Raw genomic sequence first — 15996 nt, 5'->3', positions numbered from 1 at the left:
CCTAACTCCTAACTCCTAACTCCTAACTCCTCATTCTTAACTTTTTTTATTTTTGCGTTCTCCGAAACTGATTAATCTTTCGATTGTGGCAAGACGATTTTCCCATACTCCGACTTGGTACGAATTATTTAAAGCGTGTTGACGCATTAGTGTTCTAAATTGGGATTGAAAGCGGGTTAATGATGCTTTTGTCGTTTGTAAGTTTGCTGTTGATGGAGAGTTTGCAAGTTGATTTAGAGCGTTTTGTAAGATTTCTGCTTGAGCGTTAAATTCCGAAATGCCGGTGTTAGACATCTGTAACTGCTTGTTTTGCAATACAAACTCCCATTCTTTTTGTAGGGAAGTGTAACGCAAAGCGGCAGTTTTAAATGGTTGACGGTAAGGTATTGGATCTTGTTGAGCTTGACCTTGAGTACTGTTAAAAACTTGCTGTAGCTGCTGATTCTGTAAGTTTTCAGCAGCAAATAATGCGTAACCACCTACTGGTAAATCTCTAATTAACTGTATTTGATCGAAAGCTCCTAAAGTCGGTAGATTTAGTAAACGAATTCCGGGAACTAACAGAGCAGAACCCAATTTTCTCGATAATATCCAAGGCTGTGCTAATCTGCTGAAAGCTGAGGTATCTAAGGCATAAGTCATGGGAACAATTAAGTCTATATCGCCTCGATTTGCCCAAACTTCCCAATGCTGTTGTAATTTTTGAATTCTTTCTTGTTCTGGTAGTGGAAACACTGCCACAGACATAATTAAATCGGGTTTCTGTTGGCGCATTTTTTGCGAAACTTGAGCCACAAAGCTATCAATTTGTTGGGTACGAAATGCTGTCCATTTTTGCCACAGATCGGTTTGAGTCGGCGAAATTTGCATCGGATCGACTCCATAACTTTGTTTAAACTGCGATCGCGCTGCTTGACCGTAACCGTAACTGAGGTTGCGGCGATCGTCTTGGAAGGGATAGCGAATATAGTCTAAATGCAAGCCGTCTACGTCGTAGTTGGTAACAATTTCTTGGTACTGATTTAATAAATACTGACGTAGTTGAGGATTTGCTGGATCGAAAAACGGCTTGTTCTGACCTTGAGGAATCATCTTTCCTCGTTTATCGTAACCAGCCCAATCTGGATGAGCAGCAAGCACTGGTCCGGGATAGTTGGAGTCAATATTTAAAATCTGATTATGTCGCTGGTTCCCTGCTGCAAAAACCCACACCCAAGCGTGTAATTCCATATTCCTAGCGTGAGCTAATTTCACGGCAGATTTTAACGGGTCCCAATTACGAGTCAAGGGATTTTGCTGGGGTGCGACTTTGCTGGGATAAACTGTATAACCAGCATTTACGGTTTCAAAAAAGACTGTATTAATTCCTGCTTGCGATAATCGATCAAAAACTTGTGCTAGTCCTTGCTCGTTTCTAGCGTTGACAATCGTTCCTCGATCCAGCCAGATAGCGCGGATTTCTGGTTGAGCTAACTTTCTGCTGACCGGGAACTGATTCCATAAGGAAGCTTTGGCTGTTAACCACTGTTTGCGAGCTTCTGCGTATTTTTTCTGTGCTACCAACTGAGGTATTTGTTTGACAATTACATTAGCTTGTGATATCGCTTGCTGACTGTTAACAGTTAATGCACCGGGTTGAGTAGATGCAAACTCCGCAGATTGTGCTTTTGCAGATTGAATTCCGGGATTTATCGCCGCAGATGCTAAGTTAGAACTTTCAACTCGACCAATTAGTTTTAGTAGTTCTTGTTGTAATACTATGGCTTCGTTACTACTAATTGGTTTGCGCGAGTCGGCTTGAATATCCAGACGTACACTATCTTGTAAATGGTCGATTGGTTCATCCGATAGTTCATCCGAACGTCTGAAGTTGATGTTAGGAAGAGGATTATTGGGAACGACAGCGGTAATATTAAAGGAAGATGGAGAATTATTCGGTGTTGAATTGGGATTTTCTGCAACTGAATTAGCACAGGTAGGAGAACCACCGGGAACACTGGTAATAGTACTCGGTGTTGTATGTCGTTTCAAAGCAGCTTGCAACCAAGCACTATCTAATTGCGGATTTGCTGCGGTATCTACTCCCCATCTCCAGCCAAAAAACGTAGAGCGATCGCTAGCTAAAACTGCTGCGGAATTATCTTTGTTGTTCCATACAGCAGCGGTTTGATTAGTATCATCAGGAACTACAACACCACCGCGCACTTCTCCCATTAATTTGTCACTACTTGCCCATTTCTGTAACTTATTACTAGAAAGTTGCAGTTTTTCGGGTGTGTCTAAACTAAACCCCCAATAACCTCCCAAAATATTTTGCATTAATCTACGTACCCCCGGAGCGGATAAACTTCCCACCGGACCGCTAGCAATCACGCGACCACCTTTATTTACCCATTCTTCCAAAGTAATTGCTTGTGATGGCGTTAATTTTTCGACGTTAGGTAAAAACAACACCGTGCGGCTTCCCCAATCAGCACTACTTCTGATGTTATTTAAGGAAATCACACAGTAATTAACCCCTGCTGACTCCAAGCGATTAGTTATACCTTGCCACTGACTCGTATTTTCGCGACTTTGAACCACGCTGATTGTAGGTTCGGTTGCTGCCGCAGCCGGTAAAATATTTAATAAAGTACATAAAAACTGACAATTTAATAATAATAACCCAGTTTTAATCGACCTTAATTTGATTCTTCTGATTCCTTTTATTTGGTATGTCACTATTAGCCCCCTATTCGATTTTGGATTTTAGATTTTAGATTTTGGATTGACGGGATGGTATCTATTAAAATGTTGAATATTTGAGTAAAAAAATATTTAGCCAGGTATGGTAAACAGTCTTAAAAAAGATATAGCCGTTTTCAATTGGGTACAATACAGACTGAACCTCACCCCGCCGACCGCACCCCTCTCCTTAATAAGGAGAGGGGAAGGGGGTGAGGTTTTAATTGTGTGCTTCATTCAATAGAGAAACTACTACATTATTGTTGAATAAATATGGTATCCTATCAGGCAAAATAACAGGCAAAATAAAAAATATTTATCTATCATTAAAGATAAAAACAATAACTATTTAATACAAATTTCAATTAACTCTTCGACATTTGCCACTGGGAAAATTTTAACGTTTAAACTACTCTCAACTTCTTCCACTGTTTTATCATCTAGAAATATTAATTCTCCATGTTTTAACATCACACTCGGCAATAAAATTCCATCTCCTAAATCAACTCCTTGCAGTTTTAAAATTAAATCGTGACCCGTTAATAAACCAGTAACGCTGATATCTTGTCCCCAATAATCGCTAGATAAAGCAAGCATATTAACGGACAAACCAGAAACCGCATTTAACTGCTTTACAAGAGGTTGAAAAGCTTGCTCAACAGCATTCCCCACAACCCAAGTTAACTTTCTGTTCTCAACTTTCTTTGGTAATAATTCCCGTGCAGTTTTCAGAAATTGTTTAATAAACAAACGAATCGAACCGACACCATTATCAATTTGAGGATAATCCTCGTATTCCGCTTCACATGGTAGTTCTTCCCCCGCAATTAAAAACCATTCATCAGCTAACCAGACGCAGTTTGAACCAGAATTTTGTTTTAATTCTTGTTGAAACTTCCGCACTTGAAAAATTACTTCTCGTGCTTTTTCTCGCGTCACGGGTACAAGCTCATCTTCTTGCGGACGAAAGCGCGTCAAACCCACTGGTACAACCGCTACAGATGCTACGGTAGGTAAATCACCAGTATGAAAAGACGCTAAATCGCGCAAAGTTTGTTCCAAGTGTACGCCATCATTGATACCAGGGCAAACAACAACTTGTGCGTGAATTTGCAACCGTCTTTCTTGAAACCACTTAATATGCTGTAGTATTTCTCCCGCACGTTGATTTTTTAACAATCTAATTCTAACTTCGGGTTCTGTCGCATGAACGGACACATACAGCGGTGACAATCGCATCTGTTCAATTCTGTCCCATTCCCGTTGGGATAAATTAGTTAAAGTCAAGTACGAACCATACAAAAAACTTAAGCGATAATCATCATCTTTGAAATACAAACTAGAACGTTTATCCGGTGGTTGTTGATCGATAAAACAGAAAGGACAACGATTATTGCACTGAATTAAACCATCAAAAAGCGCTGTTTCAAACTCTAAACCCAAATCTTCATCGTAATCTTTTTCAATTTCAATTTGATGAGTTTTTCCCTTCTCATCCAAAACTTCTAATTCTAAAACTTCATCAGCACATAAAAATTGATAATCAATCAAATCGCGGGGACGCATACCGTTAATACTAACGATCGCATCACCTACATCAAATCCGATTTCTGCACCGATAGAATCCGGTAATACTTTTGTAATGCGAGCGGGACTAATGTTCATGAGTTAGGAAGTGAGAGTTAGGAGTTAGGAGTTAGGAGTTAGGAGTTAGGAGTTATAAATAAGAAATCGGGAAATAATTGAGATAACAATAAAATAACTGGTTTTGAAGCCAATCTGTAAATTAGTTTCCACTAGATTATCAGTCCATTTTAATGGACTTATGCTTTTAAACTAGGACTTGCACTCCTAGACGAATATGGGTAGAATCGGATATTTTTTTGCTAATCATGAAGACGTAGCACTGAGAAGTCTCTACAAATAACTCCTAACTATTTTGCAAAAAGCCTGCTGAAATACCACCTAAGATCGCGACTCCGAATATTAACCGATACCACACAAATACCCAAGTAGTTTGAGTTTTAAGAAAACGCAACAAACCCGCGATCGCAATATAAGAAAATATGGTCGATGAAGTTATTCCTGCTACTAAGGAAGCTATCTGACTACCATCAACTCCTGCTGCAAAGAAATCTTGTAGTTGGACTAACCCAGCTAAGGAAATAGCGGGAATACCGAGTAAAAACGAAAATCTGGCTGCGGTTTCCCGTTCTAAATTTAAAAATAATCCTGCTGTTAAAGTCGAACCCGAACGAGATACACCGGGAATCAAGGCTAATATTTGAGCTATACCCATTAACAACCCGTCTACCATTGTCAGATGCTCAAAGTCGCGCTGACGTTTGGTGAATTTTTCTGCTAATCCTAACAATATTGACATAACTATAGAAGCAATGGCGATCGCCGTCATACTCCTGAGCGGTGAGTTATTAAAGTCGGGAATAAAAATCTTGATGATAATTCCGCTGAATGCTATGGGTAAGGTGCCTAAAATAATACCTGCACACAAGCGGAAATCAAAGTCCATGTAGTCCGAGAGAACCATAGCTCTAGTAGCACCTTTGACAATTCTGGATAAGTCTTTCCAGAAATACCACAATACTGCTGCTATACTTCCTAATTGAATTACAGCACTAAAAGCAACTCCAGGGTCTCCCCAGCCAAACGCTACGGAAATCACTTTTAAATGAGCAGTACTACTAATTGGTAGAAACTCCGTTGCACCTTGTACGAAACCTAAAAAAATCGCTTGCAACATCTTGATTTGCACTCCCGTAGCACCCGGAGATTGGGCTGCAAAAGTTTTTAATGGATGTACTGCAATGCTTAATATGGCGAATGCTACGGTTAAAAACCAGAACAATTGACGTTTAAAAAAAGTCATCGCAACCATTAACGTTGAAACAACAGCAAACCTAATTCACAATGCCCCATGCTCAACTATACATTCTGAAGCACTCCAAATGATAAACCGGCTAATATGGCAATACCAAATATCAAACGATACCAAACAAATATCCAAGTGCTTCTAGTTTTGAGGAATTTCACTAACCAAGCGATCGCTAAATAAGAAAATATTGTTGATGATATTACACCTGCGATCAAAGTAGGCATTCCCGAACTACCAGCACCCACTTCTAATAAACCTTTGAGTTCTACTAATCCAGATAAGGTAATAGCAGGAATTCCCAATAAAAACGAGAATCTTGCTGCTGTTTCTCTTTCCAAACCCATGAATAGTCCTGCTGTCAAGGTAGAACCCGAACGAGAAGCTCCCGGTACTAATGCCAAAGCTTGAGCGCAACCCATTAATATCCCATCAGTCATTCTTAATTTTTCAAAATTGCGCCCTCTTGTACCCTTTATTTCCGCTAATCCCAGCAGCACTGCCATGATAATTGACACAATTGCGATTACCGTCAAGCTGCGTACACTATTGTCGTAAAACTCTTTAAATCCATACTTGACTAAAACACCCAAAAAGAGTATAGGCAATGTACCGATCGCAATTCCTACGGCAATCCGAAAGTCGGTATTTTGATAGTCTTTTCTGGCGATCGCAATCCACGCTCCTGTCAGTACTCGTGTCAAATCTCCCCAAAAATACCAAATTACAGCGGCAATACTTCCTAATTGAATTACTGCACTAAAAGCAACTCCTGGGTCTCCCCAACCAAGTGCCACTGGTACGACTTTTAAATGCGCCGTGCTACTTATGGGCAAAAATTCGGTTGCACCTTGCACAAAGCCTAAAACAATGCCTTGCCACACGTTCATTTGCGCTCCGTCTATGACGGGGGTAGTCGCATCCTGACTCAGAACTTTTAACGGAAATGTCGCTACTGATAAAACGCTACTTCCGACCATCAATAAAGGAAACAGCCAACGTTTGGATACAGCCATGAGTACACCTATCTACCTGTAGTTACCAGTCATTACATATTTAACTGCTTCATTCGCGTTTACAGGAAAAAAATCCGGTAGTTGAAATCCTTTCCCGCTTGCTCAGAACCGTGAAGCCGAATTCTCGATACAGCATACTCGTAAATTTGACTTTATTTTTTGTAATTTCTTTAAAGATTTCATAGTTGGCTACAATTGAGGTACTATAAATATGCCCCCCTAGGGGATTGGTAATATTACTATTTTTTCAGGAAATCAATCTAAAACCTTAAGAAAAGTGAAGTTAAGTAACATATTATGAAAATAGTTGACTAATAATACGTTATATTCAAATACAGTTTTTAACCCCGTGATTCAAACAGTCGAAAGTCTCGAAGCCTTAGAAATAAACATAAAAGCGAAGCAAAAAGTGATTAGCACGGCAATCCCCCAAGGACGAGAAGAAGATCTGATAACATCTTTTCCATCTTCTTCCTTAATACCTTTCTCATTTAAAGCAACATCTCGACAAGCTTTACTCATATTTGGAGCAGCGGTACTGTTAGTCTCGGTACCAGTATTTATTGAAGCACCGCTGGTCAGAATATTGCCGTGGTTAAGTGTAGGGCTAACAGTTGTGTGGGTGTGGTTGAGTAAATTATTAATGTCGCGGAGTGCAACATATGTTTGGGGAGATTTACTCTTGGGTTTTAGCTGGAGTTGGTTAGCAGGCTCTATATATTGGGGTTGGTTGCGTTGGGAACCGTTATGGCATTTACCAGTAGAATCCATTGGTTTACCCTTCGCTGTGTGGTGTTTGTATCGTAATTGGGGCAAAGTCGGTAACTGGTTTTATTTTGGTTCTTTACTAGGTACAGCGTTAACCGATATATATTTTTACATAGTGGATTTAATACCCTACTGGCGGCAAATTATGGTTGTAGAACCAGAAGCTGCTTCATCGATATTGCGATCGGCGCTTTTACAAGTCCAAACACCCGCAGGAGTCGCTTGGGCAATTGTTCTAGCTGTAGTTTTATTAACAGTAGGGATTGTGCCTTTAAAATACAAGCAGTTGCACTGGTATGCTTTTAGCGGTGCGGTTTTGAGTACAATCTTAGTAGACAGTTTATTTTTAATTGCTGCTATTGCGGCTTGATTCCGTGCAGTTCATGTAATCGCGTATTGCAGTTTGAGAAGGGTAATGATTTATTTTTAATAATTTTTTGCAAAAATATTGCTCAAAGCCCTCAAGAGTAAATATTAGAGTAATTAATAAGCTGTATAGTATTTGATGACTGCTGTGTTTTGCTGGCAGCTAATTACTACGAACAGATGTGATTTATATTGTCTTGAATGGTATCTGAGTAGGATTAGCTTAAAGCTTTTATGTAAGTTTGATGGAAAGAGGTAGAAAATCGTGAAACGATTGGCGCATTTAGTAACAGTATTTAGTTTGTTAATCGGATTTTGGGGATTGTTAGGTAGCCTAGACCTAGCCCAAGCAGCAAATTTTGATACATTTGCCGTTAACAAAACTCCCATTTTCGCAATTGATTCATCTCGAATACTGCGGAACCGAGCAGATGATAGACTTGCAGATGTTTATGGTGACAAAATTGACTTAAATAATACCAATATAGGGGCTTTCCAAAGATATCGAGGACTATATCCGACACTTGCGAGGAAAATAGTCTTTAATGCTCCCTACGAAAACGTAGAAGATGTCCTGAATATTAAAGATTTAACCGAAAGTCAAAAGAAACGTCTGCAAGCTAATTTAGATAACTTCAGTGTTAGTAAAACTGAAGATATATTTAATGAAGGTGCTGAACGTATTAACAACGGCATTTATAGATAACTCACCCATGAGCCGTTAACTATCGCAATATTACAGGGATTGTTGACTTAAGCATTTTCTGTGTTTAATTCAGTCAATTCTTAATAAACCTAGAGACGTTGCAGTGCAGCGTCTCTTAATAGTATATTTTTTTGTAAAAAGCCCTTTATTTTTCATTTGAGCGCATCGTCTTTAATTTAATCTAAAATCTAAAATCTAAAATCTAAAATCCAAAATCCTATTACCCCATCTACTACCTTGTCCGAAATCACTCTTCAGAATCAATTTGATGTTTTAGTAGTGGGTGCTGGTGCAGCTGGACTGTATACTGCCCTTTGCTTGCCTCAAGATTTGCAAGTTGGCTTAATTACTAAAGATACTATTGCTTTATCTGCTAGTGAATGGGCGCAGGGAGGAATTGCAGCGGCAGTTTCGCCGGAAGATTCTCCTCAATTACACGTTGAAGATACGATCGTTGCGGGTGCTGGTTTATGCGATCGCTCTGTAGTTGAATTTCTGGCTCAAGAAGCTCCTCAATGCATTCAATCTTTAGTTGATTTAGGTGTAGCCTTTGACCGTCAAGGTGATGCATTAGCGTTAACTTTAGAAGCCGCTCATTCTCGTCACCGCGTGCTTCATGCTGCCGATACTACGGGTTCCCAAGTAATTACCACTCTTAGCGATCAGGTATTGCAACGCCGTAATATCACAGTTATTCAACAAGCCTTGGCATTAGATTTGTGGTTGCATAGCGATCGCCGCATTCGGGGAATCAGTTTATTTTATCAAAATGAACTCAGATGGATTCAGACTAGTGCAGTCATACTAGCAACGGGTGGTGGTGGCCAAGTTTTTGCTCAAACGACAAATCCAGCTATCAGCACTGGTGATGGTGTGGCGATCGCTTGGCGTGCGGGAGCAATTCTTAGAGATTTGGAGTTTATGCAGTTTCATCCCACTGCTCTAAGTAAACAAGGTGCTGACCGATTTTTAATCAGCGAAGCGGTGCGCGGTGAAGGAGCGCATTTAATTGACAATCAAGGACAACGCTTTGCATTTGACTATCATCCATCTGGGGAACTCGCACCCCGTGACATCGTTAGTCGCGCTATCTTTACTCACCTCCAGCAAACAGAAAAAGACCCCGCTACAGCAAATGTTTGGTTGGATATGCGCCCTATTCCTCCAGAAAAAATTCGTCATCGGTTCCCTAACATCGTCAAAGTTTGTCAGCGCTGGGGAATTGATGTTTTTTCCGAACCCATTCCCGTTACACCCGCAGCCCATTACTGGATGGGTGGTATTAAAACTGACTTGATGAATCGAACCAATATTCCGGGTTTGTACGCAGTTGGAGAAACAGCGAGTACGGGAGTTCACGGAGCGAATCGTTTAGCAAGCAACTCTTTGCTCGAATGTATAGTGTTCGGCGCTCAAATGTCTCGTCTTAAGCTAGATAAAACTACATTTACAGAGGCTCAACTCTCTGTAGACATATTTGAGATTAATTCCCAAGAAATAGAACAAGAATATCAATATTTAAAAGAATTACGCAGTGAAATACCGCTTTTGGTTTGGCTATCTGCTGGAATTTGTCGAGAGCAATCTACTTTAAACGAGGCAATTTCTAATATCGAATCTTGGCACCAAGAATTTACAAACCTTAAATTAAGTAAATTTTTATCATCTTTACATCCACCAAAATCAGTTTGCTTTCAATCGAGCAACGCTCAACAACATCTGAAACTGTGGACGCAAGTACATAATTTACTCGATATTGCCTATCTGATTCTTAAAAGTGCTGCCTACAGGACTGAGAGCAGAGGAGGACATTATCGTTTAGACCATCCCAAGTCAGACCCCAAATGGCAAGTTCATACATTAGTCCAGAATCACCATTGGTCGAAAGAGCCTGTGAGTAATGATTGAATAAGACGGCAATAAGCTATGTACGTGCATCAGTAGCCCTTCACTGCTGTCTAAAATCAAAAAATGTATCGTTTGTCACAAAACACCAGATCAGCGCGTACCGCTACCATAAGCGCTTGCAGGACGACCAAAATTGGGTGGTTTATAACCGCCATTCAATGAATCTTGAGGATTGGCTTTTTGTCCACTGGGTCTGCTTCTTTTGACAACAGGAGTCGAATCTTTAGGAACCATATGCTTTAAAGTCCCAGCCGCGTCTGCAATCTTGGGAATCGCGAAAGAAGCTCCAACAACAAGAAGTATTGCGGTGCTAATCCTTAAACTATTTCTAAAAAAGCTAGGTGCATTAACCTGAGTATTCATAAAATGATGTTAGTTGCGTGTATTTACGTATGTTTTATTTAAGATTCGTTTAAGCTTAAACTAATTTTTGTAAAACCGAAGAATTACTTAAGATTTGCTTTTATAGAAAACTAAACCAGAAAATTTCTTCACAATTGGAAATCTATATAAATAAGTATTAATGCTAATACATATTTATTTGCATCTATCGCAGGTTAGACACTAGGACAGCAATTGATTAGAAGAGCATCTAGTTAAAAATTTTCTTTAAGTTATCTTAATATTTTAAGTAGCTTTACGGTGTAGAATGGGCGACAAAACTGAACTAATTCTATTTTTTCGGTGTTTTTTACTCTTTTGCTAATAAATCTTCATCAGAGAAAATAACTAAAAATAAAAGCTCGATGTTGCCATTTTGGCATTATTTTACAAAACTTAACATTTTGAAACAAATAAAGCAGTAATGTAGCTAGTTAAATTACTTAAGTAGAACTTACTCAGCGATCGGGAAGAATATTGTGTTCCAGGGATTTAGACTTAATGCTAATCCACCAAACGACTATGGAAATCCATTAGATAGTCTAAAAAAACATTTGCGGAATATCCATATAGACATTCCGCAAATGCTTCTTTCAAAAATGAAGGTTGGAATTAGAAAATTAATCAGTCGCAGCTGCGCCGGTATCAGATGCTGAATTCTCTTCTTCTTCTTTCGGCGGTCTTTGCTGGAACCTTCTTTGATAACGTCCTGTAGTAGTCCGTTTACGAAACTTTCTGGCGTATGCCTGGTTCCGTAGCGCCTTTTCTTTCTTCAGGTTACGGCGCTTGGCCATATTCACCTCATTGATAAACAACGTTTAGCTTGCCGATTGGCATCACATAGATAATTGTAACTATCTAATTTATGGGATTGATACAATCTTAGCCTAAACCAGCAGTAAGATTTTTTAAATAGCAATATAATATATCGTATTTACTATGTGATGTCAAATACTTCCGCCCGGTTAAAGTTATTTGAGATTTTATATAGCGTGGATGATTATTAGGTTAGCGTTAAATTTTTTCGTCTAGATAGGGTTGAATTTTAAAAATATTCCCCCATAATTATTTTAAATTATTACTTTTTACAATTTAGGTTTGTTTTATTTCCTGGCTAGATAATTAATTTACTGAACTTCTAACTATTGTAACGCCGATTACAAGTTGATTATTTTTTTATAAATTACTGCTGAGAAAGTATATTTATACACAATATATATTAAGTCTTTGGATGGTAAAATTAAGCTGTTGTTATATGATAATCGTAGTATGTGACGATAATCGTCAGAGACTCCTATTAACAATAAAAGCCTGACCTACGAGTAATATTGTATCAAAGCTACTTTTAAGATGGTAGTTTTAGGAATATTGCAATGGGTGAGAGCAAGCAAGTAAAACACAGAAATTTGAACATTGAACGTTGCTGCTTTATTTGGCGCAGCCGTACAGTCTACTCAGACTCTATGGCGCTATGGACAAACGATACTAGGTATCATATTTCGTCATCCGATAACCGGAACAAGTGTGATTCCGATACTACCTGATGGTCGGATTGTACTAATTAAACGACGAGACAACGGTCTGTGGAGTTTACCTGGTGGGATGGTAGATTGGGGAGAAGATATTCCTACGACAATTCAACGTGAATTAATGGAAGAAACCGGACTGGAGTTAGTAAAAATTCGGCGCTTAGTTGGAGTTTACTCAGCACCAGATAGAGACCCCAGAATTCATTCAATTTGCGTTGTAGCTGAAGCGGAAGTAAAGGGAGAAATGCAGATTCAGGACACTTTAGAAGCAATGGAAATTCAAGCTTTCCTTCCCGACTCTTTACCAAGTGAACCCATGTCTCACGACCACTATCGCCAGTTACAAGACTACTTAAATAACTTGACAATATTGGCATGAAATTATGTACTAAGCTGATGTGCAGCTAAATTGTATAAAACGAAATATCAAATTCTTGTAGTGCGGGCATCTTGCCCGCTAGTCAAATACAAATTAAATGCGTAACAGCTTAATATTTAGATTTTAGGTTTTTAATTTAGTCTAAAATCCCGGACACTTGCTATAAAACGGCGATCGCCGTAAAACGCAGTGTCCTTAAAATCTATTAAACTTAACTACTAAATTAAATTGAATATGGATACGATGTTATTTCGGAACTCCCGAAGAAAGCTTTCTCAAGGGTTATTATTTTGGCGTGAAGTTGGTAATGGTATTCCAGTAATTTTTTTGCATGGGAACTGGTGCGATAGTAGTGAATGGGTATCGACAATGGAATTAATATCGCGAGATTTTCATTGTTTTGCACCGGATTTGTTAGGATTTGGCGAATCAGAATATCCCAACATTCATCATGCGATTGATTTACAAGTTGATTGTTTAATTGAATTTCTGCAAGCTTTAAAATTAAATAAAGTATATTTAGTCGGACATTCTTTAGGAGGATGGATTGCTGCTAGTTGTGCTTTAAAGTATCCAGAGAAAGTTCAAGGTTTGATATTATTATCACCGGAAGGTGTAGAAATCGAAGGATTGCAGAAACATTGGCAAAAAATGCAGCGTTTAATGCAAGGTCCATCACTTATATTTAGGCTTTTAAAAATATTTCGTCCTTTAGCAAAAATGCTTGGTTTGGACACAAAAATAGCAGAAGATTCACAGCAAAGACGGATATTATTAGAGAATCCGACAGCAACTCAACTTTTATATCAGCGTCAGTTCCCAGAAATTGCAGCAGAATTATTACAAGATAAATTGGATTTGATTCAAATTCCGGTATTAATATTGCAAGGTGGAAAAGATAAGCCAGATGCTTTAACAAGAAGCAATGTTTATGCTAAGTTAACTCCTCAAGCGGAGTTAAAAATAATCGCTCATGGAGGAGATAATTTACCTCAAAAATGTGCTTCTGTTGTCACAGGCGAAATTCGAGATTTTATTAAAGGTAAAAGGTAAAGAGTTAGGAGTTAGGAGTTAGGAATTATTTGTTGTTACTTTACATCTTGCACCATGAGCAACTTGCCCCCAAACCCGCCTTGAAATCAATTGATGCGGCTGATATACAAAGTACGTTGAAAACTTACTAAAAATCTTACTTAGTCTGATAAATCAGACTTTGACTTTGAGCGGGGGGAATTTATTCCAAGGCGGTTATTGCAACTGGTGCAATTGAGTTACCCTCGATTTGCGATTTAACTCTTTTTTTATTAAATTTATTATAGTAACCCTAAATCATTTGTAAAAAATCATAGTTATTAATATTTATAATTTTAGTGCGAGCTTCTAGCTCGCTACTGCCAGCGAGCTAGAAGCTCGCACTACTTATTTATATTTCGCGAATCATTTAGGACTGCTATATAAACTATAATTAGTTGCAATCAAACTGAATGATATAGTTAATTATTAGATAGTTTTGTGCAAAAAATTATCTAAATTAAAATCAAATAAAGCAAACAAAAGTTTATTTACCGCACGACCAATACATGATTAACTAAATAATATTATTGACATTAATCAATACTTTTCGGATTATCTTATTCGATGGCAATAACATTAAGCTCTTAATTTATACTAATTAATATGCAAATTAAGCAATTAATTTTAGCTGCTAGTGGAGTCGTATCTTTGGCTTTAGGAACTGGAAGCATTACACCAGCAGAAGCTGCCTTATTAGACTTTAGCTTTGAAGGTGAAAACGGTACAACAGGTTCTTTCACTTTAGATACAGATGCTAAAGCTTCCGATGTACCTGCTGATTTTGGATTTGGTACGGGAATATTATATACTAATGCTGTTTCTAACTTTGATTTATCAGAGCCTCAGCGAGGTTTGAATTTTAGTGGTGAAACTGCCGATTATCAAGTTCTAACCAATATAACTCCACCTCCCGCTGATTCTCCGGTAACTCCTCCTCCTGGTGGTGCTTTGTTTCCTGTAGGAACAACTCTTAGCGGTGTAGTTTATCCCTCTGAATGTTCGGAAGGAGTTTTTACTTGTGGAATTACAGTTCCTATATTTTATAAAGGGGACATTTCAGAACTTCCCGAACTTTCCGATAATGTGAATTCTTACTCTGTAGAAAGAATTGAATTCTTCGATCTAAATCCCGAAACCCAAAAGTTAGAAGTTAACCGCGAGTTCTTTACAAGTTCTAATATTGCTTCTAAAACTGCTTCTGTTCCTGAAGGTAATTCTATTTTAAGTATATTTGCTTTTGGAATTGTGAGTGCGGGTTTGTTGTTTAAACGTGAATTAAGTAAGGCTGTTTGATTAAGTTATATTTTCGCGTATATAGGACTCCTATTTGATTTTTGAAAAAATAATTTAGCTCTAAGCCTGCTATATAAAGCTTTTATTCTAAGTATACTTAGCAAGATTCAAGTAGGATTCCTATATATCAAATTTATAAGGAGATGTAGCATTGCTACGTCTCTACATTAGTTTTTTGTATTCCCCATAAAATTAGGTTTTTTTCTACATTTATTTTCTTCGCTATTTCAGGATATTGCGATTTTAGATAATTAAATAATAAAGTGCGATCGCCACCTGTAATTGCAATTTTACTTTCAGGGAAATCTTGTAACCAAGCTTCAACAAAATCTTTGATTCCTGCTAGTATTGTGTAAATTATGCCGCTTTGGATTGCTTCTGAAGTATTTACTGCATAGCGTGGTGGTAGCTGTTGCGGTAATTCTACATTTGGTAATTGTCCGGTTTTGTTGGTAAGAGTGGAAAATTGTAAACCCAATCCCGGTAAAATTGCGCCACCAGTTAAATTACGGTTATTATCGGCACCTGTAAAAGTAAGTGCGGTTCCGGCATCAATTACTAATATGGGAAAACCCCAAGTTTCTCCAGCACCAAGTAAAGATAAAGCGCGATCGATTCCTAATGTTGGGTATAAGTTGTTTAAGGGTATTTCGTTTAAGGTAATAAATTTTGCGTTGGGGTAATTTCGCCAAAGTTCTGTTTGACTGGGAACTACGGAAGCTATGAAGAGAGGGGATGAAGGGATGGGGGGATGGGTAGATGGGAGATAGTTGGTGTCCCAAGCTTTTGTGAGGTTTTTTCCGCTAAATAAACCCCAGTGTAAACGTGAGTTACCGATTATTAATGCTAGCCAGGTTTTTGAGGGATTTGATAACACTTTTTTAACGCAAAGGTACGCGGAGGTTAGCGCAAAGGTACGCGGAGAATTGGGTATATTTATTCATCATTATAGGGTGTGTGAC

The 15996-nt window shown here is 38.4% G+C and carries 12 protein-coding genes; 6 read left to right on the top strand and 6 right to left on the bottom strand.

Features of this window, described 5'->3' with window-relative positions:
- Positions 1 to 36: 36 nt before the first annotated feature.
- From VB797_RS14335 to VB797_RS14320, 4 genes are all read right to left on the bottom strand, one after another.
- The gene (locus VB797_RS14335) at positions 37 to 2721 is read right to left on the bottom strand and encodes a glycoside hydrolase family 10 protein (RefSeq protein WP_323238361.1); all 2685 of its coding nucleotides are present in this window, start codon (positions 2719 to 2721) and stop codon (positions 37 to 39) included.
- A 348-nt stretch (positions 2722 to 3069) separates the two neighbouring features.
- A complete protein-coding gene (locus tag VB797_RS14330) occupies positions 3070 to 4389 on the bottom strand; it encodes a TIGR03279 family radical SAM protein (protein ID WP_323238360.1) in 1320 nt (439 codons plus the stop codon).
- Positions 4390 to 4654: 265 nt separating this feature from the next.
- On the bottom strand, positions 4655 to 5611 hold the full coding sequence (locus VB797_RS14325; protein ID WP_323238359.1) for an undecaprenyl-diphosphate phosphatase: 957 nt from the start codon (positions 5609 to 5611) through the stop codon (positions 4655 to 4657).
- A 56-nt stretch (positions 5612 to 5667) separates the two neighbouring features.
- Positions 5668 to 6630, bottom strand: a complete 963-nt coding sequence (locus tag VB797_RS14320) for an undecaprenyl-diphosphate phosphatase (protein WP_323238358.1) — start codon at positions 6628 to 6630, stop codon at positions 5668 to 5670.
- A gap of 478 nt (positions 6631 to 7108) precedes the next feature.
- Here VB797_RS14320 and VB797_RS14315 point away from each other — a divergent pair, with 478 nt between their 5' ends.
- The 3 genes from VB797_RS14315 to nadB all read left to right on the top strand — a co-directional run bounded on the left by VB797_RS14315 (position 7109) and on the right by nadB (position 10378).
- On the top strand, positions 7109 to 7768 hold the full coding sequence (locus VB797_RS14315) for a DUF3120 domain-containing protein (protein ID WP_323238418.1): 660 nt from the start codon (positions 7109 to 7111) through the stop codon (positions 7766 to 7768).
- A gap of 261 nt (positions 7769 to 8029) precedes the next feature.
- Positions 8030 to 8470, top strand: coding sequence for a photosystem II complex extrinsic protein PsbU (gene psbU, locus VB797_RS14310; protein WP_323238357.1), 441 nt, complete (start codon positions 8030 to 8032; stop codon positions 8468 to 8470).
- A gap of 237 nt (positions 8471 to 8707) precedes the next feature.
- A complete protein-coding gene (gene nadB / locus VB797_RS14305; RefSeq protein WP_323238356.1) occupies positions 8708 to 10378 on the top strand; it encodes an L-aspartate oxidase in 1671 nt (556 codons plus the stop codon).
- A 90-nt stretch (positions 10379 to 10468) separates the two neighbouring features.
- Here nadB and VB797_RS14300 read toward each other — a convergent pair whose 3' ends face one another.
- Positions 10469 to 10741: a hypothetical protein gene (locus tag VB797_RS14300; protein ID WP_323238355.1), complete on the bottom strand. Its 273-nt coding sequence runs from the start codon at positions 10739 to 10741 to the stop codon at positions 10469 to 10471.
- A 1431-nt stretch (positions 10742 to 12172) separates the two neighbouring features.
- On the opposite strand from VB797_RS14300, the gene VB797_RS14295 reads away from it, so the two are divergent.
- From VB797_RS14295 to VB797_RS14285, 3 genes are all read left to right on the top strand, one after another.
- Entirely contained in the window at positions 12173 to 12667 is a 495-nt protein-coding gene (locus VB797_RS14295) for an NUDIX hydrolase (RefSeq protein WP_323238354.1), read from the top strand.
- Positions 12668 to 12901: 234 nt separating this feature from the next.
- Positions 12902 to 13720 carry an alpha/beta hydrolase gene (locus tag VB797_RS14290; protein ID WP_323238353.1) on the top strand — a complete coding sequence of 273 codons (819 nt, stop codon included), beginning with the start codon at positions 12902 to 12904 and terminating at the stop codon, positions 13718 to 13720.
- A gap of 624 nt (positions 13721 to 14344) precedes the next feature.
- Positions 14345 to 15034 carry a hypothetical protein gene (locus VB797_RS14285; protein WP_323238352.1) on the top strand — a complete coding sequence of 230 codons (690 nt, stop codon included), beginning with the start codon at positions 14345 to 14347 and terminating at the stop codon, positions 15032 to 15034.
- Between the two features lie 154 nt (positions 15035 to 15188).
- Here the strand turns inward: VB797_RS14285 and VB797_RS14280 are convergent, their stop codons facing one another.
- Entirely contained in the window at positions 15189 to 15911 is a 723-nt protein-coding gene (locus VB797_RS14280; RefSeq protein WP_323238351.1) for a pantothenate kinase, read from the bottom strand.
- Positions 15912 to 15996 lie beyond the last annotated feature (85 nt).

Origin of the sequence: Rivularia sp. UHCC 0363 (assembly GCF_034931125.1) — a bacterium.
Taxonomy (GTDB): Bacteria; Cyanobacteriota; Cyanobacteriia; order Cyanobacteriales; family Nostocaceae; genus Rivularia.
The sequence above is the reverse complement of the archived record's forward strand: the minus strand, read 5'-3'. Positions and strand labels throughout refer to the sequence as shown.